Below are 24,935 nucleotides of genomic sequence, written 5' to 3' on the forward strand. Positions count from 1 at the left end.
GAGGCAAGCCTAGCCTTACTTGCCTCGTATCTTTGACCGACCTAATCCGGCCGGACGTGGGCCCGCCCGATCGGCACGATCAACGGCCGGTCCCCCACCGGGTCCTCGATGACCCGGGCGCGCAGACCGAACGCCTCGTGCAGCAGATCGGGGGTCACCACGTCGCGCGGATGACCCTGCGCCAGGATCGCACCCGCCTTCATCACGACGAGGTTGTCGCTGTAGCGGGTGGCCAGATTGAGGTCGTGCAACACCATCACCACCGTGCATCCGCCCTCGTGCAGGTCGTCCACGAGGTCGAGCACGTCGATCGCGTGCGCCAGGTCGAGATAGGTCGTCGGCTCGTCCAACAGCAGCAGGTCGGTGCCCTGGGCCAGGGTCAGCGAGATCCACACCCGTTGGCGTTGGCCGCCCGACAGCGCGTCGACCGGACGGTCGGCGAGATCGGCGACGCCGGTCATGGCCAACGCCTTCTCCACGACGGCCGCGTCGTCCGAGGACCACTGGCGCAGCCAGCTCTGGTGCGGATGGCGCCCCCGGGCGACCAGGTCGGCCACGGTGAGCCCGTCGGGGGCCACCGGCGCCTGCGGCAGCAGCCCGAGCTTCTTCGCGACGTCCCTGGTCCTGAGCGCGGCGATGTCCTCGCCGTCCAGCACGACCGTCCCCCTGGTCGGTTTGAGCAGCCGCGAGAGGGTGCGCAGCAGGGTCGACTTCCCGCAGCCGTTGGGGCCAATGATCGTGGTGATCACCCCCGGCGGGATCGACACGTGCAGGTCGTCGATGACGGTGCGGTCGCCGTACCCGACGGTGACGCCCCTGGCCGCGAGGCGCGCGGTGTCGAGCGCCCCCGGCTTGGTCCCGGTGGTGTGCGAGGTGGCCACGAGTCCCCCTGACATAGGCCCGGCTGAGGATGGATCGGTCAACGGAGGTTCGCCCGGACCAGGAGGTAGACGAGGAAGGGACCGCCGATCGCGGCGGTGACCACGCCGACCGGCAGGGTGATCGGCAGTGCCGTACGGGCGACCAGGTCCGCGCCGATCAGCAGCAGGGCCCCGGTCACCCCGGAGGCCACCACCGGCGGGGTCGGGCACCGGGTCAGGCGCATCGCGACCTGCGGGGCGACCAGCGCCACGAACGGGACCGGGCCGGCAGCGCTCACCGCCACGCCGGCCAGCAGGACCGCGCACAGCAGGAGCGTCGCCCGCACCCTGGTGTGGCGCACGCCGAGGCCCGCGGCCACGTCGTCGCCCAGGTGCATGGGCTTGAACTGGAACGAGGCGCACGCCACGACGGCCAGCAGGACGACCGCGCACCACGACGCCACCCGGACGTCGTCCCACGACCGGTTGTCCAACGAGCCGATCAGCCAGGCCTGGGCCCTGGCCACGTCCCTGATGTCGGCCTCGACCAGCAGCCAGGTCGTGACGGCCTCCATCACGGCGCTCACCGAGATGCCGATGAGGATGAGCCGGAAACCGTCGACCCCGCGCCGCCAGGCCAGGAAGTAGACGAGCAGGCCCGTCAGGAGGCCGCCCGCGAGCGCCGCCCCGGACAGGCCCACGGAGTCCACCACGGCCGCGGCGGTGCCGCCCGACACCGTCACCAGGAACACGGCGACGACGCCGGCGCCCCCGGTGATCCCCAGGATGTCCGGACTGGCCAGCGGATTGCGCGCGATGGACTGGGTCAGGGCCCCGGAGACGCCGAGGGCGACGCCGACCACCGCCCCGGCCAGGGCCCGCGGCATCCGCAGGTCCATGACGACGAACTCGTCCACCTGCTCGCCCCGCCCCAGGATGGTGGCGACCACCCGGGGCAGCCCGATGGGGAAGTCGCCGACCCCGATCGACAGGCAGAACAGGAGGAAGGTCAGCGCGGCCAGCAGCAGCGTGACGCCCGCGTGCCAGGGCCGCCACACGAACGACACCCGGCCGATCCGTACGCCCGGCGTCAGGCCCGGCGCCCGCGCGGACCCCGCCCCGCCCGCGTCCGTCCGCGCGCTCGCGCCCGCGCCCGTCACCGCGTTCACGTCCAGGTCTCCGCTCACACGTTCCTCAGCTTTCCGCGCCACACCAGGACCGCGAAGAACGGGGCCCCGAGCAGGGCCACGACGACGCCCGCGTCCAACTCGCCGGGCCGCACCAGCAGGCGCCCGGCGATGTCGCAGACCAGCAGTCCGATGGCCCCCAGCAGGCCCGCGTACGGCACCAGCCAGCGGTAGTCCGGCCCGGCGAGGTACCGGGCCACGTGGGCCACCATGAGGCCGAGGAAGGCGATGGGGCCGCACGCCGCCGTCGCCGCGCCCGCCAGCAGGGTGATGGCGGCGATGCCGACGGTCCGGCTCAGGGCGATGTTCACGCCGAGGGCCCGCGCCACGTCGTCGCCGAGGTTCAGCAGGTTGACGGCCGGGAGGGTGGTGAGGGCCAGGACCAGCCCGACGCCGACGAACACGGACACGGGCCGGATGACGTCGTACCCGACGCCGGCCACGGACCCCGAGTTCCAGAAGCGGAACGCGTTCAGCGAGGCCTGGTCCGACAGTGCGACGGCCGTCGTCATCGCCGCCAGGAAGACCGTGATGCCCTGCCCGGCCAGGGCGAGCGTCAACGGGTTGCCCGCCCCCCGGCCGACGCTCGACAGCCCGAACACGACCACGCCGGCGACCGCCGCCCCGAGGAAGGCGAACCACACGTACTGGTAGGGGTTGGAGAGCCCGAAGACGGCGACCACCGACACCACCGCGAAGGAGGCGCCGGCGTTCACGCCCAACAGGCCCGTGTCCGCGATCGGGTTGCGCGTGTAGCCCTGGATGAGCGCGCCGCCCACGCCGAGGGCCGCGCCCGCCACGATCGCCAGGAGCGTCCGGGGCACCCGTACGGTCTGCACGATGAGTCTGATGTCGGTCAGTCTCCGGTCGGCGTCGGGACCGGCCCACAAACCGTGCCACACCTCCCCCGGACCGAGTGCCCGCGCGCCGACGGCCAACGACACCACCGCCGCCGCCAGAAGGATCAGCACGAGTGCGGCGGAGCCGACAACTCGGCGCCGACGCAGGCCTGTTGTGCCCTTGAGCACAGGACGCTCGACTGCAATCGTGCCCATGTCGCTGTACGTTACCCTTCGATCCCCCGTGTAAAGCCTGCCCTGCCGAGCCGCCCGCCGGCCCTCCCGGTGTCGCCCCGGGCGGGCCGGCGCGGGCGGTCATCCGGCCATGCGACCCGTACCGTCGACGACCCTGCGGACCGCGTCGGCGTCGGGGGCGAGGCCCCGGTCGACGAGGGAGTCCAGGATCTCCCCGACCCTGACGGCGGTGTTGGACAGCAGGGACGACGTGATCCCGTGCGTGTGTTCCGTACCGCCCTGCACGTAGATCCCGCAGCGCAGGTCGGGGTCGGTCGAGACGCGGTAGTCGCGCTCGACGCGGACCCGGCCCTCGTCGTCGCGCAGGCAGCGGTCGGCGACCTCTCCGAGGAGGCCGAGCGGGTCGGCGGGCAGGTAGCCGGTGGCGAAGACCACCACGTCCGCGTCCAGGTGCGTCTCCTCGCCGGAGACGAGGGAGCGGACCGTCGCGCGGACCCGGTCCGAGGTCTCCTTGACCTCGACCAGCCGGGAGACGTTGAGGAAGCGCAGGCGCTCGGTGCCGAGCACCTTCTCCCGGTACATCCGCCGGTAGAGGTCGTCGATCAGGTCGATGTCCACCACGGAGTAGTTGGTGTTGCCGTGGTAGTCCATCAGCCTGCGCTTGACGTGCTCCGGGGCGTCGAAGTACTCGCCCACCGCCTCCGGGTCGAAGATCCGGTTGGCGAAGCTGCTGTCGTCGGCGGGGCTGTACCCGTACCGCGAGAAGACGGCGCAGACCTCGGCCTCGGGGAACCTGCCGTGCAGGTACGCCACGTTCTCCGCGGCGCTCTGGCCCGCGCCGACGACCACGAAGCGGGTGGGCGCGGCGCCTTCGAGGTCCTCGACCTTGGCCAGCAGGTCGGAGTTGTGCCAGACCCGTTCGGTGCGCTCCACCCCGTCGGGCATGACGGGGCGCAGGCCGGTGCCGATCACGAGGTTGCGGGCCCGGTGGACCGCGAGGCCCTCTCCCGAGCGGACCGTCACGTCGAGGTGCTCGACGACCCCGTCGCGCACGACGGGTGCGACGCCGACGACCTCGTGGCCGTAGGAGACCATGTCGTCGACGCGACCGGCGGCCCACTCGAAGTAGTCGTGGAACTCGACCCGCAGCGGGAAGAGGCTCTTGTGGTTGATGAAGTCGACCATCCGCCCCCTGCTCTGGAGGTAGCACAGGAAGCTGAAGTCGCTGGTCGGGTTCCGGAGCGTCACCAGGTCCTTGAGGAAGGACACCTGCATGGTCGCGTCGTCGATGAGCATGCCGCGGTGCCACCCGAAGGAGGACTGCTGCTCGAAGAAGAGGGCGTCGATCGCCCCCTGCCCGCCGGCACGGGCGTTGTGCTCTCTGACCGCGATGGCCATGGCCACGTTGGACGGCCCGAAGCCGATGCCGATCAGGTCGTGAATCAGGGGGGCTTCGCCATGACGAGGCTGTGCCATGTCACTCCCATCGTGCGTGGGCGACCACCGAGCCGGATGGGGCGGGGGAGGCGCCGGTGGTGCATCGGGGAATCGCGGGGGTCGGGCAGGCCGGCGGAACCGGAACCCGAAACTTAGGCAAGGCTAAGCTGATCAGGAGGACACTGTCGATAGACAAAACGGGCGCCCGGAATCCACAGGTCGTCAACCGGCGTATCACCGGGCCCCGTTGCGCACTTAGGCAAGCCTTGCTTTACTCCATGGTGGCCGGCCCCCGTATCAAGGAGGAACCCATGCGCGTCGTCATGTTCGGTTACCAGACCTGGGGGCACCGCACCCTGCAAGCCCTCCTGGATTCCGAGCACGACGTGGTCCTGGTCGTGACGCACCCCAAGAGCGAGCACGCCTACGAGAAGATCTGGAGCGACTCGGTCGCCGACCTCGCCGAGGAGCACGGCGTCCCGGTGGTGATCCGCAACCGTCCCGACGACGACGAGCTGTTCGAGCGCCTCAAGGAGGTCGATCCGGACGTCATCGTGGCGAACAACTGGCGGACCTGGCTCCCGCCGCGCGTCTTCAACCTCCCGCGCCACGGCACCCTGAACGTGCACGACGCGCTGCTGCCCCGGTACGCCGGCTTCTCGCCGCTGATCTGGGCCCTCATCAACGGCGAGACCGAGGTGGGGGTGACCGCGCACATGATGAACGACGAGCTCGACGCCGGCGACATCGTGCACCAGGAGGCGGTCCCCGTCGGGCCGAGGGACACCGCCACCGACCTCTTCCACCGCACGGTCGACCTCATCGCCCCCGTCGTCGTGCGCGCCCTCGACGCCATCGCCTCCGGGCGGACGGAGTTCACGAAGCAGGACCGCTCCCAGGCCAGCTTCTTCCACAAGCGCTCCGTCGAGGACAGCCGCATCGACTGGGCCTGGCCGGCGGAGGACCTGGACCGTCTGGTCCGCGCCCAGTCCGAGCCGTACCCCAGCGCCTTCACCTTCCACCGGGGCCGACGGCTGGAGATCCTCACGGCCCGCGTCTCCCTGAACCGCTACGGCGGCACGCCCGGCCGCATCTTCTACCGCGAGGACGACGGCGTGGTGATCGTCGCGGGCGCCGACGCCCGCACCGGCCGCAACCACGGGCTGGCCGTCACCCGCGTACGCACCGAGGACGGTCGGGAACTGCCCGCGACCGAGTACTTCACCTCCATGGGCGGGTACCTCACCCACCGCCCCTGACCCCCGCCCCCGACCCCCGCCCCCGACCCCCGCCCCGCCGGGGAGGCGCCGCCCACCGCACCGGACCGCTTCCGCGAAAGGGAAGGTCGATGACGCACCTCACGCCCCGGGGAACGCCGATGACGACCCGTACCGTGATCGAGTCCCCACCCCGGCCGGCGCCCCGGCCGGACGCGACGGTGGTGGTGAAGTTCGGCGGCAACGCCATGGTCGACGAGGAGCTGAAACGGGCCTTCGCCGCGGACGTGGTGTCCCTCAGCCGCGCGGGCCTGCGGCCCGTCGTGGTGCACGGCGGCGGTCCGCAGATCAGCGCGCTGCTGCGGCGGCTGGACCTGGGCGTGGAGTTCGTCGCCGGGCTGCGGGTCACCACCCCCGAGGTGATGCAGGTGGTGCGCATGGTGCTCGCCGGCCAGGTGCAGCGCGAGCTGGTGGGACTGGTGAACGAGCACGGCCCCTTGGCGGTCGGACTCACCGGCGAGGACGCCCACACCCTGACCGCCGTGCGGCGGCCGGCCCGGGTGGACGGCCGGGAGGTGGACATCGGGCTGGTCGGCGAGGTGGTCGAGGTGGACCCGGAGACGCTGCGCGCGCTGCTGGACCGGGGCCGGATCCCGGTCGTCTCCCCCGTGGCCCGCGGCACGGACGGCCAGGTGTACAACGTCAACGCGGATCTCGCGGCGGCGGCGCTGGCCGCCTCCCTGGGCGCGGAGAAGCTGATCGTGCTGACGGACGTGGCGGGGCTGATCCCCGACTGGCCGCACGGCGGGGACGTGGTCGAGCGGCTCACGGCCGGCGAGCTGGAGGCCCTGCTGCCGTCGCTGGACGGGGGGATGGCCCCGAAGATGGAGGGCTGCCTGCGGGCCGTGCGCGCCGGGGTGCCGATGGCCCACGTCCTCGACGGGAGGGTGCCGCACTCGCTGCTCCCGGCGGCCTTCGACCACCGCACGGCGGGCACCGTCGTGGTCCCGGACCTCCCGGGCGCCGCGAACCTGCCGGGCGTCCCGGAGCACACCGGGCCCGCCTGAGCGGCCGGGCCCGTACGGGCGCGCGGGGCGGGCCGGCCCGGTGGACACCTCGTCCGCCGGGCCGGCCCGCTTCGGCTTCCGGTATCGGGGTCGGGTCCGGCCTCTCCCCGGCTTCCGCGTCCGGGGGCGGCGCCGGCGCACGCCGCCCCCGGGCCGCCGTCACAGGGTGAGCGCGTAGACCCGTGAGCCCCGGTCGGGGTCGAGGGCGGAGGCCCAGGCGGCCGGCGCCCGCTCGGGGGCGACCGGTTCGAAGCCGTGCCGCAGGAACAGTACGGCGGATCCCCGGGTGGCCGTGAAGATCCGGCCGGCGGCCAGTCGCCGGGCCCGTGAGAGCGCGGCGCGCAGCAGCGCCGATCCGATGCCCAGGCCCTGGCTGCCCCGGGCGACACAGAAGTTGTGGAGCACCGCCACGCCGTGCCCCTCGTCCCGTACCGCGACGCAGCCGGCCGGGCGGCCGCCCGCGTCCTCCACGACGAGGAACTCGCGCAGGTGGGCGCGGTAGTGGTGCGGGGGGCGGGCGCGTAGCTCGCCTGACGGTACGAAGGCCCGTGAGAGGGCGTACAGGGCGTGTGCGTCTCCCGGGCGGGCCGGACGGACCGGTGCCGCGGGGAGCTCGACTGCGACTGGAATCACATTACTTAGGTTAGCCTTACCTATTTTCCAGGGTAAGGGGGGACCCCCCGTCCCGCGCGCCCCTTCACCCGGAGGGAGCCGCACGGGCTCCCCGCACCCGTGCGGATCGCACACCCCGTCGGTGACAGGCGTGACTGTCGCGGCCCCCGCTGCGGCTGACACCGTGGTCGACGTCACCGACCGAGGGAGCAGGTGTGAACAAGGGGTACGCGGCGTTCTGCGACGCCGACCGCTGGTTCTACGACGCGCCGTACCACCGCGCCGAGGAGCTCTACCCCCTGGCGCTCGCGCCCGTACCGGCCGGGTGGCGTGCCCACCGCAGCGGGGACTGGCTCGCCCTGCGGCCCCAGGACGCCGAACTGCCCGCGCAGGGCTGGAAGATCCACGTGTCGGCCTGCCTGGACAACGCCGAGTCGATCCTGCGCCGGGTCCACACCCACTGCGTGGAACGGCGGATCGCCTTCAAGTTCGTACCCGGCCGCCACCTGCTGCACCTGCGCAACGCCAAGTACGCCGACCGCGCGGCCGGCGGCAAGTTCATCACCGTCTATCCGGCGGACGAGGAACAGTGCGGCCGGATCGCCGAGGAGCTGGACGCCCTGCTGGCCGGCGAACCCGGCCCCTACGTCCTCAGCGACCTGCGGTGGAACGACGGCCCCGTGCACCTGCGCTACGGCAGCTTCACCCTGCGGCACTGCTACGACGAGCGGGGTGAACTGGTCCCGGCCGTCGAGGCCCCGGACGGCCGACTGGTACCGGACCCGCGCGGCCCGGTGTTCCAGCCGCCCGAATGGATCGAGACGCCCGCCTTCCTGCGGCCCCACCTGGAGCGGCGCGCGGCCGTCACCCTCGCGGGCATCCCCTACACCGTCGAACGCGCCCTGCACTTCTCCAACGGCGGCGGCGTGTACGCCGCCCGCGACGACCGCACCGGCGAGCCGGTGGTCCTGAAGGAGGGGCGCCCGCACGCCGGGCTCGCCGCCGACGGCGCCGACGCGGTGACCCGGCTGCACCGCGAGCGGGAGGCCCTGGAGCGGCTCGCCGGACTGGACTGCGTCCCCGCGGTGCACGGCACCTTCACCGTCGGCGAACACCACTTCCTGGTCATGCAGCACCTGGAGGGCAAACCCCTCAACACCTACTTCGCCCGCCGGCACCCGCTGATCGAGGCCGACCCCGAGCCCCGGGAGCTGGCCGCCTACACCGAATGGGCGCTGAAGATCCACCGGCGGGTGACCGAGGCCGTCGAGGCGGTGCACGCCCGCGGCGTCGTCTTCAACGACCTGCACCTCTTCAACATCATGGTCGCGGAGGACCCGACCACCGGTGAACCGTCGGTGGCCCTGCTCGACTTCGAGGCCGCCTCGCGCGTCGGCGACGGGCGGCGGCAGACGGTCGCCAACCCGGCGTTCGTCGCGCCCGCCGACCGGCGCGGCGTCCGGGTCGACCACTACGCCCTGGCCTGCCTGCGCCTGGCCCTGTTCCTCCCGCTGACCAGCCTGCTGGTCATGGACCGGGCGAAGGCGGCCCACCTGGCGCGGATCGCGGCCGACCTGTTCCCCGTGCCCCGACGTTTCCTCGACGAGGCGGTCGAGGAGATCCTCGCCGGCCCCGACGGCCCCACCGGAGGGACCGGCCGGATCCCCGCTCCCGCGGGCCCCTACCTGCCCGTCGAGCCGCGCGACACGCAGGCGGCCCTGGCCTCGATGACGGCCGCCCTGCGGGCGAGCGCCACCCCCGACCGCGAGGACCGCCTCTTCCCCGGCGACATCGCCCAGTTCGCCGGCCCCGGTGGCGGGACCTGCTTCGGGTACGGAGCCGCCGGCGTCCTGTACGCCCTCGCCGAGACCGGAGCCGAACCCTGGCCCCTGGCCGAGGAATGGCTGCTGGCCCGTACGAAGGAACCCGCCTCCGGCACCCCCCTCGGCTTCTACGACGGCCTCGCCGGGATCGCCTGGACCCTGGACCGCCTCGGTCACCGCGACCGGGCCCTGACCCTGGTCGAACGGCTGCTGGCCGAGCCCTGGCAGTCCGTCGGACCCGACCTGCACGGCGGCCTCGCCGGGATCGGCCTGGCCCTGGACTCCCTGGGCACGGACACCGGCGAGGGCGCCCTGCACGAGGCGGCCCTGCGCTGCGCCGACCTGCTGTCGCGCGGGGTGCCCGGCGTCCAACGCGCCGGCCTGCTCCACGGCCGCAGCGGACCCGCCCTGCTGTACCTGCGCCTGTACGGGCGCACGGGAGACCCGGAGCTGCTGACGCGTGCGGGCCTGGCCCTCGACGGGGACCTCGACCGTTGCGTGACCAGCGCCTTCGGCACCCTCCAGGTCGACGAGGGATGGCGCACGATGCCCTACCTCGGCGCCGGCAGCGTCGGCATCGGCATGGTGCTGGACGACTGGCCCGCGCACGCGGAGCGGGAGCGCTTCGACACCGCGCGCCGGCAGATCGTCCGGGCCGCCCAGGCCACCTTCTACGCGCAGCCCGGCCTGTTCCGCGGCGCCGCCGGGATGATCCTCCACCTCGCCCGGACCACCACGCCCGGCCCGGGCACCGGACCCGAGGACATCACCCGCCAGATCGACGCCCTGGCCCGGCACGCGGTCCCCTACCGAGGCCATCTGGCCTTCCCCGGCGAGCAGTTGATGCGCCTGTCCATGGACCTGTCCACGGGCACGGCCGGCGCGCTCCTCGCCCTCGGCAGCGCCGCACCCGGCGGGCGCGCGCACCTGCCGTTCCTCCCGCCGCCCACCGCGGCGGCCCCAGAGCCGGTCCCCCTCGCGGGGGCCGTGACCCATCGGAACACACACCAGTGAAGAGGTACGCAGTCATGACGCTTCTCGACCTGCAGTCGATGGACACCGTCAAGGAAGAGACCACCGAGGCCGCCCACCTGACGGGCGGCGGCAGCCGCGCCAGCCTCCTCCTGTGCGGTGACAGCAGCCTGAGCATCACGACCTGTAACTGATCGGGTCTCTGCCGGGCCCGGTCGGTTCGCCGACCGGGCCCGTTCCCCGTCCCTGGAGCCGCCGCACATGAGCCCGCCCGACGCCGCGCCCGACGCCGCCCGCGACCACGCCCGCGAGGACGCCGGGAAGGACGCGACCGCACGCGCCGCCGACCGGGTGCTGAAGACCGCCGCCCGCCCCGGCGCCGGCCGTACCGCCGCCGTGTTCGGGTGCTCCGTGGCCGCCGCGGGCGCGGCCCTCGCCGAACCGGCCGTCCTCGGCCACGCCCTGGACCTGCTGCTGCGCCGCGACCCCGCCGCGAGCACCTGGATCGTGTGGTGCGCCCTGGTCGTGGCCGCCGAAGTGCTCCTGGACGCCGCCGTCGCACGGCTCACCGGCGACGTGGACGCCCGCACCACCGCCCGGCTGCGCGGACTCGGCCTCGCCCGACTGCTGCGCACGGCCCCGCACCTCGCCGCCCGCCACGCACCGGGCGAGGTCGCCGCCCGACTCACCGCGCACGCCGCGGAGGCCGGGATCGTGCCGGGCGCCCTCGCCCGCGCCGGCGCCGATCTGTTGCCGCCGCTCGGCGCCGTCGTCGCGCTCCTGCTCATCGACGTGTGGACGGCGTTGGCCTTCCTGGCCGGCCTCCCCCTGCTGGCCCTGCTCCTGCGCGCCTTCGCCCGCGACTCCGGCGCCGGCGTGAGCCGTTACCAGAAGGTGCAGCTCGCGATGGCCGGTCGCCTCGTCGAATCCCTCGCCGGGGCCCGGACCGTCGCCGCCGCGGGCACCGAGCGGCGCGAGGTGGCCCGGATCCTGGCGACGCTGCCCGAACTGGGCCGCGAGGGGCGGCTGATGTGGCGGATCTACGGTGCGGCGATGGCCCGCACGGCCGCACTGATGCCCCTGCTCCTGTACGTGGTCCTGTGCGTGGGCGGCTTCCGGCTCGCCGCCGGGGCCCTCGGAGTGGGCGGACTGCTGGCGGCGGTGCGCTACGCGGGACTCGCCGCCGGGGTCGGCGCGGTGACCGGCCGGCTCTCCGCGGTGGTCCGGGGCAGGGCCGCCGCCCGGCGCGTGGCCGACCTCGCAACGCTTCCCGAACTACCGCAGGGCGAGCGCGAGTTGCCGCAGGGAGGCCCCGGTCGGCTGGAGCTGCGCGGGGTCCGCCTGGTCCGCGGGGGCGTCACCGTACTGCGGGACGTCGACCTGGACCTCCCCGGCGGCGCCACCGTGGCCGTCGTGGGGCGCTCCGGATCCGGCAAGACGCTGCTGGCCGCCGCGGCCGGGCGGCTCACCGCGTGCGACGCCGGCCACGTGCGGCTCGACGGGGTGCCGCTGGAGGAGCTGTCCGCCGACGCGCTGCGCCGGGAGGTCGGCCACGCCTTCGACCGGCCCGATCTGTTCGGTACGGGCGTCGGCTCGGCCATCGCCTTCGGCGCGGGTCCCGCGCCCGACCCCGGGGCCGTGCGCGCCGCCGCCCGGGCCGCCGGCGCGGACGCGTTCGTACGGCGCCTGCCCGAGGGCTACGACACCCCCCTCGCCGAGGCCCCGCTGTCCGGCGGCGAGCTGCAACGCCTGGGCCTGGCTAGGGCGTTCTGCCACGCGGGCCGGCTGCTGATCCTGGACGACGCCACCTCCAGCCTGGACACCGTCACCGCCCGCGAGGTGGAGCGGGCCCTGGCCCACGAGGTGCGGGCCACCCGACTCGTCGTGGCGCACCGGATCTCCTCGGCGGCCCGCGCCGACCTCGTCGTGTGGCTGGACGCCGGACGGGTCCGGGCGACCGGCACCCACGCCCACCTGTGGTCGGACCCCGCCTACCGCGCCGTCTTCACGGCCGAGTCCGAGGCCGGGCGCGGGCCCGGGTCCGGGGCCAAGCCCGGGTCCGGGGCCAAGGCCGCATCTGAGGTCGAGGCCAGGGCCGGAGCCGAGGCCAGAGCCGGAGCCGGAGCCGGCGCCGAGGCCGAGCCCGGGACCGGGCCCGGCCTCCGGGAGGAGTCGGGGCCGGGGGCCGGGCGGGGGCCGGGCGGGGGCGCGGGGGGCGGGCGGGAGGCGGTGCGGTGAGCGAGTACGGCACCTGGCGACGGCTCGCCCCCGACGGGCGCCGCTTCCTGCGCGGGCGCTCCCGCACCCTGGGCCGACTCGCCCTGTGGTCCCTGCTGGAGGCCGCCCACACCTTCCTCGGCGGCTACGCGGTGGCCCGCGCCCTCGACGACGGCTTCCTCGCGGGACGGACCGCGACCGGAGTCGGCTGGCTCGTCGCCGCCGCGGCCGGCGCCCTGCTCGGCGCGTGGGCCCTGCGCGGGGTGTTCCAGGGCCTCGCCGACCTGGTCGAACCGCTGCGCGACGGCCTGGTCCGGCGCGCCGTGCGCCAGGCACTGCGGCGGGCGGTCGACGACCCGCGGACGGCCGCCGATCTCGGCGCGGTGTCCCGGCTGGCCCAGCAGACGGAGATGGCCCGCGACTCCTTCGCCGGCCTCGTGCTGGTCGCGCGGTCCTTCGTGTTCACCGCGGTGGGGGCGCTGGCCGGAATGGCCGCGCTGGCACCGGTCATGCTCCTGTTCGTCCTGCCGCCGCTGGTGTTGGGCACGGTCTGCTTCCTGGCGACGCTGCGCCCCATGGCCCGGGTGCAGGAACGGGCCCTCGACACCGACGAGGCCCTCTCCGCGCGGGCCGGCGCGCTCGCGGCGGGGCTGCGCGACGTGGTGGCCTGCGGCGGCGGGGCGGCGGCCGCCGCTCCGTTGGAGGCGTTGATCTCCCGCCAGGAGGCGCTGACCCGCCGTCTGGCCGGGTGGGCCGCCCTGCGGACGCTCGCGCTCGCCGTGGCCGGCCGGCTCCCGGTGGTCGCGCTGCTGGCCGGGACGCCCTGGCTGCTGGACCGGGGCGTCGGCGCGGGCGCCCTGGCCGGCGCGCTGACGTACCTGGTCCAGTCGCTGCTGCCGGCCCTCGACGCGCTGATGACGGCGGTGGGCTCCGCCGGCACCCGGCTGCTGGTGGTGCTGTCCCGCTTCACCCCGAAGCCGGCGCACCCCGCGTCCGGCCGGGCCGAACCGCGTGATGCGCCCCGGGAGGGCGGGCGGTCCCGACCGGAGCCCCGGGAGGACGACGGGCCCCGGGCCGCCGGGGTCCCCGCCGCCGAACTGCGGCGGGTCCGGTTCGCGTACGGGGCCCACGCGCACCCCGTGATCGACGGCCTCGACCTGCGCGTCGCGGCCGGCGAACACCTGGCCGTGGTGGGGCCGAGCGGAATCGGCAAGTCCACGCTCCTGGCCCTGCTGGCCGGGATGCTGCCCCCCGACCGGGGGACGGTGTCGCTGGCCGGCTCCCCCGCCCGGCGCCCCCGGGGAGGGGGGCCCGACCCGCACCGGACCCTCCTGCCCCAGCAGGCGTACGTGTTCACGGGCACGGTCCGCGAGAACCTCGGCCACCTCTCCCCCGGGCCGCCGGGTACGGCGCGGGCGGACCGGGCCGCGCGGGCCCTCGGCGCCGCCGCCCTCGTGGAGCGGCTCGGCGGTCTGGACGCCCCCGTCGACCCGGCCGCGCTGTCACCGGGCGAGCGCCAGCTGTTGGCCCTCACCGCCGCCTGCCTCTCCCCGGCCCCGTTGCTCCTGCTCGACGAGGCCACCTGTCACCTCGACCCCCGGGCCGAGGAACGCGCGGAACGGGCGCTGGCGCGGCGGCCGGGCACCCTCGTCGTGGTGGCCCACCGGATCTCGTCGGCGATCCGGGCCGACCGGGTCCTCGTACTCGACGGAACCCGGGCGGTGTGCGGCACCCACGCGGAACTCCCGGCGAGGTCGGCCCTGTACCGGGACCTGGTGGGCCGGTGGGGCGCGGACTCCTGACGCCGCCCGCGTCCGCGCCCGCGCGCGCCGGGCCGCCCCGATCAGACCCAGCCGGCCCGCCGGGAGATCCGGATGGCGTCGATCCGGTTGCGGGCGCCGGTCTTGCGGGTCGCGGCGGCCATGTAGTTGCGTACCGTCCCGCTCGCCAGGTGCAGGGCGCGGGCGATCTCCGCCACCGAGTCGCCCTCGGCGGCGCGGGCCAGCACGCTCAGTTCGCGCGGGCTCAGCGGCATCGGTTCGGCCTCCATCAGGGCCGAGGCCAGCGAGGCGTCGACGAACCGCTCGCCGGCCGCGAGTTTGCGGATCGCCCGCACGAGTCGGCGCGGCGAGCCGTCCTTGTCCACGTAGCCCGGGGCCTGCGCCTGGAAGGCCTTGCGCAGGGGTCCGGGCGTGCGCGAGGTGGCCAGCACCAGCAGCGGGGTGGGCGGTTCGAGGGCGGGGCGGGCCGACCGGCCGTCGGGGGTGAGCAGGGCGGACGCCCCCGGACAGTCGAGGTCGACGACCGCCACGTCTGGTCGTAAGAACTCCGCCTGGCGGGCGGCGGTTCGCCAGCCGGCGGAGGTCACGTCGAAGTCCCCTTCGGATCTCAGCAGGGCCGCCAGTGCCGACCTGACGAGTGCGGTGCTGTGCAGGACGAGGACTTTGGTCATCGGGCTCTCCTCAACACGGGCGGCGATCGATCAGCACCAAGCGGGTGCCCACCCGCCGCCCGGCCGGAACGTCCGCGCTGCGGGGGCGTGGGGGCGGGTGGCCGAACCCCGCGCCCCCGCGCACGCGCACGCGTACCGCGACCCGCCGCCCCACCTCGGCAACCTCCCCCGCCCGCGCGGCGGACGCATCGCGGCGCGGCGATCCGGATGGGCCGGTTCCGGGCACATCTCCCCCGCGCGCGGCCTCGCTCGGGGTCCCGTCGGGCCCATACGGAGCCCGTAGAGCGTCCGTTCGGGTGGCTTCGCCCCCTCAGCGACCGCACGTGCCGCCGACCGCGCGCCGGTCCGTGCTCTGCTGTGGCCACGGCCGCGGGACGGTCGTACGCGGGCCCGCCCGCTGTTCGTGGCAGGCCGCACCTACAGCGAAGGAGGACTGATGAGGCAGCGAGGAAGGGAGCGGACGAATCGAGGCACGAACGGCCGACTACGGGCCTTCACACTGTTGTTGACCGTCACGCTGTTGGACGTGACCGGGGCGTACGCCGCATCGGTGCACTCCAAACCGAACCCCGACTGGAACGCCATCGCCCGGTGCGAATCCGGGGGGAATTGGCGGGCGAACACCGGCAACGGCCATTACGGGGGGCTGCAGTTCACGCAGTCGAGCTGGAACGCGGCGGGAGGCCGCAAGTACGCTCCGCGTGCCGACCTCGCCACGAAGGCGGAACAGATCGCGACCGCGCGAAGACTCGCCGAGATCCAGGGCATGGGAGCCTGGAGCTGCGCCCGCCGCCGGCGCTGAACGGACCGCCGCACCACGCGTGGTAGGAATGCGGGAGAGGGACGGGGAGAGGACGGGTCCGAACGGGACGGCCACCGGGCCCCCGTCACCGGCCGTCCGACCGGACGTCCGTCCGCGCCACCGGGAGCAGTTCGTGATCATAGACCTCGCCGTGATCTACACCGACCGTCTCGACGCCTGCCGCGATTTCTACGCCGGCGTCGGGCTCGACCTCGTGGCCGAGCGGCACGGCGGGGGCCCGGAACACTACGCGGCGACGCTCGCCGACGGCGGGGTCCTGGAGTTGTACCCGGCCGTGAGGCGCCCGCCCACCGGGTACTTGCGCCTCGGCCTCACCGCGCCGCCGCACGCCGCCGGCGCCCTGCCCCCGGGCCGGCACACCCTGACCGACCCGGACGGACGCACCGTCGTGCTGACCGTCGCCTGAAACCCGTACGCGACGGGCCGGTCGGTCGGGATCCGCGGCGGGGGTCAGTCCCCGAGGTGGGCGGTGTCGCCGAGGCGCACCAGCTGCCGGTTGTGGAAGAAGTCGTCCTCGCGCAGGTGCGTGATGCTGCCCGAGGGCGCCCGGAAGTTGACGTACCCGAGGGATTCGATCGGCATCCCGATCCAGGCCGCCACGACGAACGTCAGGGTGAATCCGTGCGCCACGACGATCTGGTACTCGCACGGGCTCCGCAGGATCTCGTCCACGGCCGCGTAGACCCGCCCGGCGAACTCGGCCCGCGTCTCGGACCCCTCGACGCCCTCGAAGTGGCCCATCCGGTCGCCGGTGGCGGGCGGGGGCACGAACCGCCGGTCCAGCCACTCCTGGGGCCTGCCCTCGGCCTCCCCGTACGACTTCTCGCGCCACCGGCGGTCGAGCGCGGGCTCCACGCCGAACACGGCGCCGATCTCCTCGGCCGTGCGCCGGGTCCGCTTCAGGTCCGAGGAGAACAACTCCACCCGGGCGTCCTCGGGGATCTCGCTCCGCAGGGCGCGGGCGATGGCGGCGGCCTGTCGCAGTCCTTCGGGGGTGAGCGAGGAGTCGTGCCAGCCGCCGACCAGGTCCTCGACGTGGTGACTGGCCTCCGGATGGGTGACGACGTGGATGCTGCGCACCGGTGCGCCTTTCTCTCGGTTTGCCGGTCCGGGACTTCCGGTCCGGGGTATCCGGTCCGGGGTCGTGCTCGGGCCGTGTCGGACGGTACCGCGCGTCGGGTCCGCGCGTCGGTGCGTCGGCGCCTCAGGGCAGGGACAGTTCCAGGACCGTCAGCCCCCACAGCAGCCGGGCCCGGTCGCGGTGTCGGGCGTGCCGCGCCAGCACGCCCCGTACCGCGCCCTCGTCGAGGAACCCGCCGGCGCGCAGCCGGGGCGCGCCCAGGACGTCGGTGACGAACTCCCACAGTCGGGTACCGGGCGTCAGGAAGGCGTCCACCGGAAGGGTGAAGGGCTGTTTCTCCCTGACCCGCACCGACGCGGGGACGAGGGCGCGACCGGCTTCCCACAGGATCGACTTGCGCCGGTGCCCGTCGACCTTCAGCGCGTCGGGGGTGCGGCGCGCGAAGTCCGTGACCGCCGGCTGGCAGTAGGGCACCCGACCCTCGATCGCGTGCGCCATGGAGAGGTGGTCCAGTTTGCGGAGGTTGAGCCCGGGCAGCTTGTGCAGCCGGTCGTAGGTCAGGAGCCGCTCCAGGCGGGAGGGGCCGGGCCGGCCCAGGAGTTCCAGGGAGCGTTCCCGACTGCTCGTGCCGGAGTCGAGGAACGCACGGTACTCGGGGGTGTAGAGCCGCCGGTAGTGCTCCCGGGGGACGAGCGACAGCCGGTCGAGGTAGCGCTCCCGCCAGTCCTCCCCCTCGTGGGCCAGGGCGGTGGTGTAGCGGCGGTACCCCCCGAACTGCTCGTCCGCGCCGTCGCCGACGAAGCAGACCCGAAAGGAGCGGTCGGCGATCGCCTCGAACAGGACGTACGCGCTCAGGGCGTGCGGTGTGGCGTTGGGGCCGCCGAGCGCCGCCACCATGGGCGCGATCAGTTCCGGCAGCCGCGCCTCACGGATCTCGACGACCTCCAGGGGGATCCCGGCGTGCGCGGCGGCGTCGCGCGCGTAGTGCACCTCGTTCGAGGGGTGCTCTCCCTCGTGGGTGACGTGGAATGCGGTGACGTCGCCGCGGCGCGCGGCCAGCAGCGTGGCGAGCACGGCGGAGTCCAGTCCGCCGGACAGCTGCACGGCGACGGGCGCGGCCTGTTGCGACATCCGCTCGACCTCGCCGGTCAGCAGGGCTCCCAGCCGCTCGGGCGTGCGGGAGTCGTCCGGCGGCGGCGCGGCCGCGACCGGGGCGCCGGCCCGGACGATCGGGCGGTGGCCGTCGTGGACGAGGTGTTCGCCGGGGCGCAGTGAGGCGACACCGGAGTACAGGGAGGTGCCGGGGGGCAGGCACTGCCAGTTCATGTAGCGGTCGACGGCGTACGGGTCCACCGTCGGGCTGCCGGTCCGCAGGGCGGCCAGGCCGCCCGGCTCGGAGGAGAACGCGACCCCGCGCGGGCCCGCCTCGTAGTACAGGCTCTTGACGGCCAGCGGGTCGCTCCACAGCTTCAGCCTGCGCCCGTGACGCAGGTCCACCAGGGCGATGGCGTACATGCCTTCGAGGCGCTCCACGAAGCGGTCGCCGTGCAGCGCGTAGTACGGCAGCAGCACCGAGCCGTCGGAGTCGCCCTCGACGCGCACCCCGTGCGCGGCGAGCTCCCGCCTGATGGCGCGGAAGTTGTAGATCTCGCCGTTGAACACCGCGTACGCGGAGCCGTCGGCGGCGACGAACGGCTGCCGGCCGTGGGCCGGGTCCTGGATCGCGAGGCGGTTGCAGCCCAGGGCCCAGCCGTCGCCCCGGACGTGTTCCTGCCGGTCCGGGCCGCCCGCCAGTTGGGCGGCGCGCGCGGCGGCCATCGCGCGTGCGTCGAGATCGAATCCGAAGTAGCCGTAGATCCGGCACAAGGACGTCTCCCCCAGGTTGTCGACGGGGACCGGCGGGCCCCTCGGGCGGATCGGGCGGGTCGGACGGATCGCTCGGGCCCGGCGGGTCGGGCGGTCAGGCGGACTTGTCGTTCTCCCCGACGGGGGCGGCGCGTCCCCGCGCCCACTCCCTCAGCGGCAGGTGGTGGGGGGCGGCGCTCCGCGCGGTCATGGCGGTCAGCAGTTCGCGCAGCGGGGGGAGGCCGTCCTCGGCCTCCCGGGCGCGGAAGCAGTACTCGTTGGAGATCTCGGCGTTCCAGCGCATGCCGTCGTGCAGTTCGTTCCTCAGCAGGTCGAGGAAGTCGCGGCGCCCGACGAACGCGTCGGCCTTGTCGCGCACCGCGCGGATCCCGTCGAAGGCGAGGTCGATGAGGTCGAGCCACTCCAGGACCGCCTCCCCCGCGTCGGCCCCGTCGCCGACCCCGTACGCGTGCAACCTCCGGAAGTGCGAGACCAGTTCCCGGTCCAGCGGGAGCCGGTCGAGGAAGCGGGCCAGGTACTTCGGGTTGCGGTTGGTGTTGCCGTGGGCGTGGCTCAGGCCGCGGAAGGTGTCGACGCCCAGCTTGCGGGCCGCGATCAGGGCCGATTCGTGGTCGCCCTGCGCCCACATGCCGACGAGGTCGCGGAAGTCGGGGTAACTGCCCACCGCCGTACGGAAGGCGGTGTACGCGATCTCGCCGGGGCGCACCCCGCGGGCCAGTTCCTCGAAGGCGGCGGCGTTCGTGAGGGGGACGCCGTAGCTGAGGCGGGACAGGACGCGGAAGTCGACGGCCGAGTGCGCGAAGGCGGAGGACTTGCGGGCGCGGGAGCGCTGGTGGGCGTAGAGCCGGGCGTGCGCGGCCAGCATGTCCGTGACCTCGTCGCGCGTCCGGTACTCGACGTCGACGCCGAGGAGGCTGTGGGGCAGGTAGTCGAAGCTGGCCTTCACCCGGTCACCGCTCGTGTAGTACCGCATGTGCCGCGAGCGGGGGAAGGTGTCACGGTGGAAGCGGTCGTCCTTCGAGCGGGCGATGACGCAGAAGTCGAAGTCGGAGGAGGGGGTGCCCGAACCGTCGACGAGCGAGCCGGACAGCATCAGGATGTCGTCGTCGGCGAGGTGGATCGCCTCCAGGACCGTCTCCTCGTCGAAGTCGTCCATGCCGGTGACCGCGGCGAGGTGCGTACGGAAGGAGAGCACGGCGGCCCGCCCCTCTCTGTCTGGGTGCGCCGTCCCGGTCGGGATCGGCCTGGGTGCCCGGGTGGGCTCAACTCCGCTTCGGCGTACGGTCGTCGACGTCTCTGCGGAGCGCGGTGCGGCGCGGCGCGGGCAGATGTGCGCGGAGGTGGGCGGCGAGCCGGCGCGCCTCCCGGTCGACGTCGCGGAACACGTAGCGGAAGCGGAACGTCGGCAGGGCGGTCAGGGCGTCCCGGGTGCGGGCCAGGTCGGCCGCGTCCGGTTCGTGGCCGAAGATGTTGAGGTGCTTGTTGGGCAGGCCCAGGACGTGCCGCTCCAGCAGGGCGGCCCGTTCGGCCGGCGGGACGGGGGCCACGGCGCGTTCCTCGGGGCCGTCGGCGAGGCTCAGGTGGACGACGGCGTCCACCCCGGCCGTGCGTCCTATGCCGGTGCCCAGCAGGTCGGCGTACTCCCAGGGGTAGATGAGGGCGGTGCCGTGCTCCTCGATGCCCGATTCCCGCAGGCTCGGCAGCGTCCGGTTCGCGGGGTGGGTCAGGGACGACAGCACCGACCGCGCCCGCCTGGGGCCGAACAGCAGGTCCAGGGTGTCCAGTCGGACGGAGATGGACCGGGGCCAGCCGGCGCCGGACACCCCGTCGCCGTCGGGGTCCGCGGCGAGGCTCACGTCGTCGTTGCAGACCATGACGCCGGATCCGCCGAGGACGCTCGCCATGATGAGGGAGGTCTTGCCCGCCCGGCTGCCGCCGACGAGGGCGACGCCGAGCCCGTCCAGCTCCACGAGTCCGGCGTGCAGGAACAGCATGCCCTGCCGGCTCGCGGCCGAGCGGTGGATGGCGCGGGTGGCCCGCAGCAGGGACTGGGCCGTCCACGCGTCGCCGCCGGGTGCCAGGTGGTAGAGGGTCGTGCGGGGGCGGTCGACGGCGTAGCGGACGGTCTCCTCGCCCTGGGCGGTGACCGCTTCCGGGGCGGCGTCCGCGGGGGGATCCGCGTCCGCGACGACCTGCCAGGATCGCGGGGCGCAGGGGCCGGGGGCCAGGCTCAGGTAGGGGCGGGCGAGGCGGTCGATCTGCTCGGCGACGTACGGGGAGCAGGTCAGGCCGGTGCTCGCGAAGCGTGAACGGACGGTGTAGCGCCGCCCGGTGTCGATGGTCGAGGTCATTGCGTCTACCGCCCCCGTGTCCGGTGAGGGCCCCGCGCCGTGCCGGGATCCGGTCTGTTCGACCGATCATGGCAAGGACGGCGGGGCCTGTCCCGGGCGGTTCCGCAGGGCGGAACGGCCCTGCGGTCGGGGCGGGTCCGCCACGAGGGGGCCGCGGGTGTCCCAGCCCAGTTCGTCGAGCCCCCGGAAGAACCGGCCGTTGGCGCGTACGGCCGGCAGGTCCAGCAGGCGCACCAGGTCGTCGGCGGCGGGTCCCGGTTCGTGCGGGGCCGACGGGGTCCCCATGTCGGTGCGGATCCATCCCGGGCAGTACGAGAACGCGGCCAGGTCCGCCCGGGCCGCGGTGAAGTGCCGGGCCACGGACAGGACCAGGGAGTTGGCCGCGAGTTTGGAGGAGCGGTAGGCGAAGGAGGCGCCGTCGGCGTCCTGGAGGCGTCCCATGCCGGAGGAGACGCAGACGATCCGGCCCGCGCCGCGTTCGAGCATCCGGGGGGCGTACCTCAGGACCAGCCGGGCGGTGCCGAACAGGTTGACCTCGAAGGTGTCCCGCAGGTCGTCGGGGGTGAGGGAGAAGAGGTCGCCGTAGCCGCCCCGGGGGTCGTCCAGGTAGACGCCCGCGTTGTTGACGAGGACGTCGACGTCCTCGTCGGCGAAGAGGTCGTCGACGAGAGGGGCGCGCAGGTCGACCGCCCGGTAGTCGTCGAGGTGGTCGTGGCGGGGGTCGGCGGCGAGCCCCACGCCCAGTACGCGGTACCCCGCCGCCTTGAGCGCGCGGCAGAGGTGGGCCCCCAGGCCCCGGGAGACACCGGAGACGAGTGCACTCGGCATGGGGCGAGGGTAGCCGCCGCCACGCGGTCCGTCCCGGTCCCGGCCGGCCGCCGATCGGATCCGGCCGGCGGTCCTTCGCCCGGGTGACCGGGGCGCGGGAGGCCCTGTCTCGGGGCGGGATCCCGGCTAGGGTCTGTCGTCGAACTCCTGTCGTCGCCCGGAGCGTCGCGGGGCAGGCGGGAGTTTGACGACCGGCCCAGGGCCGGTGCGTCTCGATCACGGGGTGGGTGAGGAAGGGGAGGCGGCGGATGCACGCGCACCGACTGCTCGTCACGGGGCCGAGCGGGGCGGGCAGCACCACGCTCGGCCGGGCGATCGCGACCCTGTGGGCCGCGGCGCACGCGGACGTGGACGACTACCTGTGGATGCCCACCGATCCGCCCTACACCCACAAACGGCCCGTACCGCAACGGCTGGAGCTCATGAACGCGCTGTTCGTGCCGCGCGCCGCCTGGGTGTTGTCGGGGACGCTGCGGGGCTGGGGCGACAGCGTGATCGCGCGGGCCGACGCGGTCGTGTTCCTGACCGTCGAACAGGACGTCCGGATGGACCGGTTGATGCGTCGGGAGGTCGTCCGCTACGGGGACACCATCGCCCCCGGCGGGGTGCTGGAGCCGGCGCACCACGATTTCATGGACTGGGCGCGGGGCTACGAGGACACGGACGTGCCGGCCCGCCAGTCCAAGGACGAGCGCTGGCTGAAGGGCCTCACCTGCCCGGTGCTGCGGTTGGACGGCGCCCGGCCCTCGGACGAGCTGGTCCGCGCCGTGACGCGGTGGTTCGAGGACGGGACGCCGGGCGGCCCGGTGGGCGGCGGGCGCCGACCGTGACCGGGGCCGCGCGGCTCACCGTCGGGCGGGCCGTGGGGCTCGTACGGGCGGGCGGGGCCGAGCGCCTCGACGGTCGGGGCCTCAACGCCTCCTGGCGGGTGACGCACGCCGGGACGCCGTACGCGGTGAAGGTGCACTGCGAGGAGCGCTCGTCCCCCGCCGAGTCCCGCCGGATCCTGCGCGTGGACCGCGCCCTGCGCACCACGCCGTGGTACCCGCCGGTGCTGGACCTGGGATGGGCTCCGGGGCCGCGACCGCGCCTCGTCGTGGTGCGCCCGTTCGCCCCGGGGGCGCCCTCGGACGACGCGCGGCGCCACATCGGCGCGGTCGTGGGCGTCCTGGCGGAGCTGGTGGCGCGCGGGCGGGGGGTGGCGGTCGACGAGGAGCTGATCGGGGACTACGCCTCCCCGTGGCTGGCGGACGCGCGGGCGGAGCGGGCCCTCGCGGGGAGGCTGCTGACCGGCGAGTGGCGTGCGCTGGGGCGCGCCGTGGACGCGCACCTCGCCGAACTGATCGCCGCTGCGCGGCGGTTGACGCGCGAGGAGGCGGTGTCGGTGCACCACGGCGACCTGCACGGCCGGAACCTGATCTCCGACGGCGGCCGGGCCCTGACGGTGATCGACTGGGACGAGACCGGCTTCTCCCGGCGGCCGGCCGACGCGGGCAAGGCGCTGTGGCTGTCCTGCCGGCTCGCGCGGGGCGACTTCGCCCTGGACCGGCGCGCGGTGGTCCGCTTCCTCGGGGGGCTGCACGAGCGGCTGGGCGTGCCGTACGCGAGCGCGTGCGACCTGGCCCGGCTCGGCGCCCTGTGGTTCCTGCCCCGGCACGGCCACGTGACCCTGCTCGGGCGGGGCGGGGCGGACGCGGCGGACACGGTCACCTGGTACCTGGGCTGGGTGCTGCGTTTTTGGACGCGGTTCCGGCGGAACCTGGAGGTGGTCGCCGGGGCCGCGGCGGACCTCGCGGCGGGGCGGGGCGCGCCGTAGGGAGTGCGACCGGGCCGGGGGCCCGGCCGCACAACCGGCTCGGGCTCCGGCCCGGTCGCTCCCGGCCCGGTCTCACCTGCGGACCCGGTCGGCGAAGTCGGCCGCCAGGCTCGCCACGTCGGCCGCGCTGCCCACGGAGCAGCGCAGGACGGGGAGCTTCGTGAGGTGCTCCAGGAAGGCGTCGAGCGACGGGGGTGCGGCGGTGTGGCGGACGGGTACCTCCAGCCAGTCCTCGCCGTAGAGGTTGTCGTCGAGGGAGAAGCAGTTGCGGGTGACGACGTCGGCGGTGTGGGCGGGGTCCGCGGGGCCGAAGGAGTAGCCCGCCTCCCGGTCCACCCGGGGCAGGATCACTCCGGCGAGCGGCGCGTGCGGCACGACGCGGACGCCGAGGTGGTGGGCGACCTCGCGCGAGCTCAGCTTGAGCTTGTCCTCGCCGTGGAAGCGGTCCCAGTCCGAGTCCGCCGCGGGGAGGCCGGCCCGTACGGGCCAGGAGGCGAAGTCGGTGACCCCGAGGACATCGAGGGTGCCCTTGTTGACGGCCAGCGGCAGCGGGCAGGCCGTGACCCCGTACCCCTGGCCGTTGCGGTCGAGGTGCATGCGGTCGTTGCCCATCCAGCCGGAGGAGGGCAGCAGGCGGGCCAGGGCGATGGAGGTCGTCGACTTCCCGGCGCCGGAGTCGCCGATGACCAGGTAGGCGCCCTCGTCGTGGACGAAGGCCGAGGAGTGCAGGACGAGGGAGCCCCGCGCCTTGGCGATCCTGGTGGAGACGTCCCGGATGATGCGGGTGAGCCAGCGGTCGCCCAGGCCCGAGCGGGGGCGTACGAGGGTCGCGCGGCCCTCGGTGCGGATCAGGGCGGCCTCCTCGTCGGAGTTGGCGTCCCGGAGCACGAAGACGGTGTGGGTGTCGCCGTCGAAGCGCGGTTGCCGGTAGTGGCGCGTCAGCTCGTAGTCGCCGCGTACGCAGGTGTCGGCGGAGCGTCGGATCAGTTCGGCGACCTCGGCGGGCTCCCGGGGCAGGTCGACGATGGTGAGGTCGGGTTCCGCCCCCGGTCCGGTCTCGGTGACGCCGAGCATCCCGGGCGGGTGGAAGGTCTCCGAGACGAGGCCGTCGGCCTCGGGCGAGGTGGTGACGATCTTCAGGGCCTGGTCCCGGACGCTCAGGTACCGGGTGGTGGCGCCGGCCGGGTCACGGGCTACGAGGTCGCTGACGAGCATGCGGACTCCACGGGAGGAGGGGCGGCGGGACGTGAGGGCGGGAGCGGGGCGAAGGGGCGGGTGGCGGGTGGCGGGTG

Annotated in this window: 22 protein-coding genes; 10 read left to right on the top strand and 12 right to left on the bottom strand. The window is 74.5% G+C overall.

Going from position 1 to position 24,935, the window contains the following annotated elements:
* Nucleotides 1–41 precede the first annotated feature (41 nt).
* The 4 genes from AB0D01_RS31370 to AB0D01_RS31385 all read right to left on the bottom strand — a co-directional run bounded on the left by AB0D01_RS31370 (nucleotide 42) and on the right by AB0D01_RS31385 (nucleotide 4,557).
* Nucleotides 42–881: an ABC transporter ATP-binding protein gene (locus AB0D01_RS31370; protein WP_363061197.1), complete on the bottom strand. Its 840-nt coding sequence runs from the start codon at nucleotides 879–881 to the stop codon at nucleotides 42–44.
* 38 nt (nucleotides 882–919) lie between these two features.
* Nucleotides 920–1,954: an iron ABC transporter permease gene (locus AB0D01_RS31375; protein ID WP_363061285.1), complete on the bottom strand. Its 1,035-nt coding sequence runs from the start codon at nucleotides 1,952–1,954 to the stop codon at nucleotides 920–922.
* 89 nt (nucleotides 1,955–2,043) lie between these two features.
* Nucleotides 2,044–3,102, bottom strand: a complete 1,059-nt coding sequence (locus AB0D01_RS31380) for an iron ABC transporter permease (protein ID WP_363061199.1) — start codon at nucleotides 3,100–3,102, stop codon at nucleotides 2,044–2,046.
* Nucleotides 3,103–3,201: 99 nt separating this feature from the next.
* On the bottom strand, nucleotides 3,202–4,557 hold the full coding sequence (locus tag AB0D01_RS31385; RefSeq protein ID WP_363061200.1) for a lysine N(6)-hydroxylase/L-ornithine N(5)-oxygenase family protein: 1,356 nt from the start codon (nucleotides 4,555–4,557) through the stop codon (nucleotides 3,202–3,204).
* A gap of 272 nt (nucleotides 4,558–4,829) precedes the next feature.
* On the opposite strand from AB0D01_RS31385, the gene AB0D01_RS31390 reads away from it, so the two are divergent.
* Together AB0D01_RS31390 and argB are read left to right on the top strand one after the other, a co-directional pair.
* On the top strand, nucleotides 4,830–5,777 hold the full coding sequence (locus tag AB0D01_RS31390; protein ID WP_363061202.1) for a methionyl-tRNA formyltransferase: 948 nt from the start codon (nucleotides 4,830–4,832) through the stop codon (nucleotides 5,775–5,777).
* Between the two features lie 119 nt (nucleotides 5,778–5,896).
* The gene (argB, locus tag AB0D01_RS31395) at nucleotides 5,897–6,802 is read left to right on the top strand and encodes an acetylglutamate kinase (RefSeq protein ID WP_363061204.1); all 906 of its coding nucleotides are present in this window, start codon (nucleotides 5,897–5,899) and stop codon (nucleotides 6,800–6,802) included.
* A gap of 159 nt (nucleotides 6,803–6,961) precedes the next feature.
* Here the strand turns inward: argB and AB0D01_RS31400 are convergent, their stop codons facing one another.
* Nucleotides 6,962–7,435, bottom strand: a complete 474-nt coding sequence (locus AB0D01_RS31400) for a GNAT family N-acetyltransferase (protein WP_363061206.1) — start codon at nucleotides 7,433–7,435, stop codon at nucleotides 6,962–6,964.
* A gap of 194 nt (nucleotides 7,436–7,629) precedes the next feature.
* Between AB0D01_RS31400 and lanKC the strand changes: the two genes are divergently transcribed.
* From lanKC to AB0D01_RS31420, 4 genes are all read left to right on the top strand, one after another.
* The gene (lanKC, locus tag AB0D01_RS31405) at nucleotides 7,630–10,251 is read left to right on the top strand and encodes a class III lanthionine synthetase LanKC (protein WP_363061208.1); all 2,622 of its coding nucleotides are present in this window, start codon (nucleotides 7,630–7,632) and stop codon (nucleotides 10,249–10,251) included.
* A 14-nt stretch (nucleotides 10,252–10,265) separates the two neighbouring features.
* On the top strand, nucleotides 10,266–10,403 hold the full coding sequence (locus AB0D01_RS31410) for a SapB/AmfS family lanthipeptide (protein WP_031143925.1): 138 nt from the start codon (nucleotides 10,266–10,268) through the stop codon (nucleotides 10,401–10,403).
* 67 nt (nucleotides 10,404–10,470) lie between these two features.
* Nucleotides 10,471–12,447: an ABC transporter ATP-binding protein gene (locus AB0D01_RS31415; protein WP_363061210.1), complete on the top strand. Its 1,977-nt coding sequence runs from the start codon at nucleotides 10,471–10,473 to the stop codon at nucleotides 12,445–12,447.
* Nucleotides 12,444–14,228: an ABC transporter ATP-binding protein gene (locus AB0D01_RS31420; protein ID WP_363061212.1), complete on the top strand. Its 1,785-nt coding sequence runs from the start codon at nucleotides 12,444–12,446 to the stop codon at nucleotides 14,226–14,228. Before AB0D01_RS31415 ends, AB0D01_RS31420 begins: the two co-directional genes overlap by 4 nt.
* A 41-nt stretch (nucleotides 14,229–14,269) precedes the next feature.
* Here AB0D01_RS31420 and AB0D01_RS31425 read toward each other — a convergent pair whose 3' ends face one another.
* A complete protein-coding gene (locus AB0D01_RS31425; RefSeq protein WP_363061214.1) occupies nucleotides 14,270–14,878 on the bottom strand; it encodes a response regulator transcription factor in 609 nt (202 codons plus the stop codon).
* Between the two features lie 436 nt (nucleotides 14,879–15,314).
* Here AB0D01_RS31425 and AB0D01_RS31430 point away from each other — a divergent pair, with 436 nt between their 5' ends.
* Nucleotides 15,315–15,680, top strand: a complete 366-nt coding sequence (locus AB0D01_RS31430; RefSeq protein WP_363061216.1) for a transglycosylase family protein — start codon at nucleotides 15,315–15,317, stop codon at nucleotides 15,678–15,680.
* Between the two features lie 133 nt (nucleotides 15,681–15,813).
* Nucleotides 15,814–16,107 carry a VOC family protein gene (locus tag AB0D01_RS31435; protein ID WP_363061218.1) on the top strand — a complete coding sequence of 98 codons (294 nt, stop codon included), beginning with the start codon at nucleotides 15,814–15,816 and terminating at the stop codon, nucleotides 16,105–16,107.
* 44 nt (nucleotides 16,108–16,151) lie between these two features.
* Here AB0D01_RS31435 and AB0D01_RS31440 read toward each other — a convergent pair whose 3' ends face one another.
* From AB0D01_RS31440 to AB0D01_RS31460, 5 genes are all read right to left on the bottom strand, one after another.
* Nucleotides 16,152–16,781, bottom strand: coding sequence for a histidine phosphatase family protein (locus AB0D01_RS31440; protein ID WP_363061220.1), 630 nt, complete (start codon nucleotides 16,779–16,781; stop codon nucleotides 16,152–16,154).
* Nucleotides 16,782–16,905: 124 nt separating this feature from the next.
* Nucleotides 16,906–18,648: an asparagine synthase (glutamine-hydrolyzing) gene (asnB, locus tag AB0D01_RS31445; RefSeq protein ID WP_363061222.1), complete on the bottom strand. Its 1,743-nt coding sequence runs from the start codon at nucleotides 18,646–18,648 to the stop codon at nucleotides 16,906–16,908.
* Between the two features lie 94 nt (nucleotides 18,649–18,742).
* Nucleotides 18,743–19,843 carry a hypothetical protein gene (locus AB0D01_RS31450; protein ID WP_363061224.1) on the bottom strand — a complete coding sequence of 367 codons (1,101 nt, stop codon included), beginning with the start codon at nucleotides 19,841–19,843 and terminating at the stop codon, nucleotides 18,743–18,745.
* Nucleotides 19,844–19,910: 67 nt separating this feature from the next.
* Nucleotides 19,911–20,999: a hypothetical protein gene (locus AB0D01_RS31455; protein ID WP_363061226.1), complete on the bottom strand. Its 1,089-nt coding sequence runs from the start codon at nucleotides 20,997–20,999 to the stop codon at nucleotides 19,911–19,913.
* 66 nt (nucleotides 21,000–21,065) lie between these two features.
* Nucleotides 21,066–21,827, bottom strand: a complete 762-nt coding sequence (locus AB0D01_RS31460; protein ID WP_363061228.1) for an SDR family NAD(P)-dependent oxidoreductase — start codon at nucleotides 21,825–21,827, stop codon at nucleotides 21,066–21,068.
* A gap of 248 nt (nucleotides 21,828–22,075) precedes the next feature.
* On the opposite strand from AB0D01_RS31460, the gene AB0D01_RS31465 reads away from it, so the two are divergent.
* Both AB0D01_RS31465 and AB0D01_RS31470 read left to right on the top strand, forming a co-directional pair.
* Entirely contained in the window at nucleotides 22,076–22,657 is a 582-nt protein-coding gene (locus AB0D01_RS31465) for a hypothetical protein (protein WP_363061230.1), read from the top strand.
* Nucleotides 22,654–23,643: a phosphotransferase gene (locus AB0D01_RS31470; RefSeq protein WP_363061232.1), complete on the top strand. Its 990-nt coding sequence runs from the start codon at nucleotides 22,654–22,656 to the stop codon at nucleotides 23,641–23,643. Before AB0D01_RS31465 ends, AB0D01_RS31470 begins: the two co-directional genes overlap by 4 nt.
* A gap of 72 nt (nucleotides 23,644–23,715) precedes the next feature.
* Here the strand turns inward: AB0D01_RS31470 and AB0D01_RS31475 are convergent, their stop codons facing one another.
* On the bottom strand, nucleotides 23,716–24,858 hold the full coding sequence (locus AB0D01_RS31475) for a hypothetical protein (RefSeq protein ID WP_363061234.1): 1,143 nt from the start codon (nucleotides 24,856–24,858) through the stop codon (nucleotides 23,716–23,718).
* Between the last annotated feature and the right edge of the window lie 77 nt (nucleotides 24,859–24,935).

The sequence above is a fragment of the Streptomyces sp. NPDC048606 genome (assembly GCF_040650855.1).
Lineage (GTDB): Bacteria > Actinomycetota > Actinomycetes > Streptomycetales > Streptomycetaceae > Streptomyces.

Excerpts from the sequence above, each read along its gene's own strand:
- AB0D01_RS31380 (WP_363061199.1), bottom strand. The coding sequence starts at position 3,102 with ATGGGCACGATTGCAGTCGAGCGTCCTGTGCTCAAGGGCACAACAGGC.
- AB0D01_RS31385 (WP_363061200.1), bottom strand. The coding sequence starts at position 4,557 with ATGGCACAGCCTCGTCATGGCGAAGCCCCCCTGATTCACGACCTGATC.
- AB0D01_RS31390 (WP_363061202.1), top strand. The coding sequence starts at position 4,830 with ATGCGCGTCGTCATGTTCGGTTACCAGACCTGGGGGCACCGCACCCTG.
- argB (WP_363061204.1), top strand. The coding sequence starts at position 5,897 with ATGACGACCCGTACCGTGATCGAGTCCCCACCCCGGCCGGCGCCCCGG.
- AB0D01_RS31410 (WP_031143925.1), top strand. The coding sequence starts at position 10,266 with ATGACGCTTCTCGACCTGCAGTCGATGGACACCGTCAAGGAAGAGACC.
- AB0D01_RS31415 (WP_363061210.1), top strand. The coding sequence starts at position 10,471 with ATGAGCCCGCCCGACGCCGCGCCCGACGCCGCCCGCGACCACGCCCGC.
- AB0D01_RS31425 (WP_363061214.1), bottom strand. The coding sequence starts at position 14,878 with ATGACCAAAGTCCTCGTCCTGCACAGCACCGCACTCGTCAGGTCGGCA.
- AB0D01_RS31430 (WP_363061216.1), top strand. The coding sequence starts at position 15,315 with ATGAGGCAGCGAGGAAGGGAGCGGACGAATCGAGGCACGAACGGCCGA.
- AB0D01_RS31455 (WP_363061226.1), bottom strand. The coding sequence starts at position 20,999 with ATGACCTCGACCATCGACACCGGGCGGCGCTACACCGTCCGTTCACGC.
- AB0D01_RS31460 (WP_363061228.1), bottom strand. The coding sequence starts at position 21,827 with ATGCCGAGTGCACTCGTCTCCGGTGTCTCCCGGGGCCTGGGGGCCCAC.
- AB0D01_RS31465 (WP_363061230.1), top strand. The coding sequence starts at position 22,076 with ATGCACGCGCACCGACTGCTCGTCACGGGGCCGAGCGGGGCGGGCAGC.
- AB0D01_RS31475 (WP_363061234.1), bottom strand. The coding sequence starts at position 24,858 with ATGCTCGTCAGCGACCTCGTAGCCCGTGACCCGGCCGGCGCCACCACC.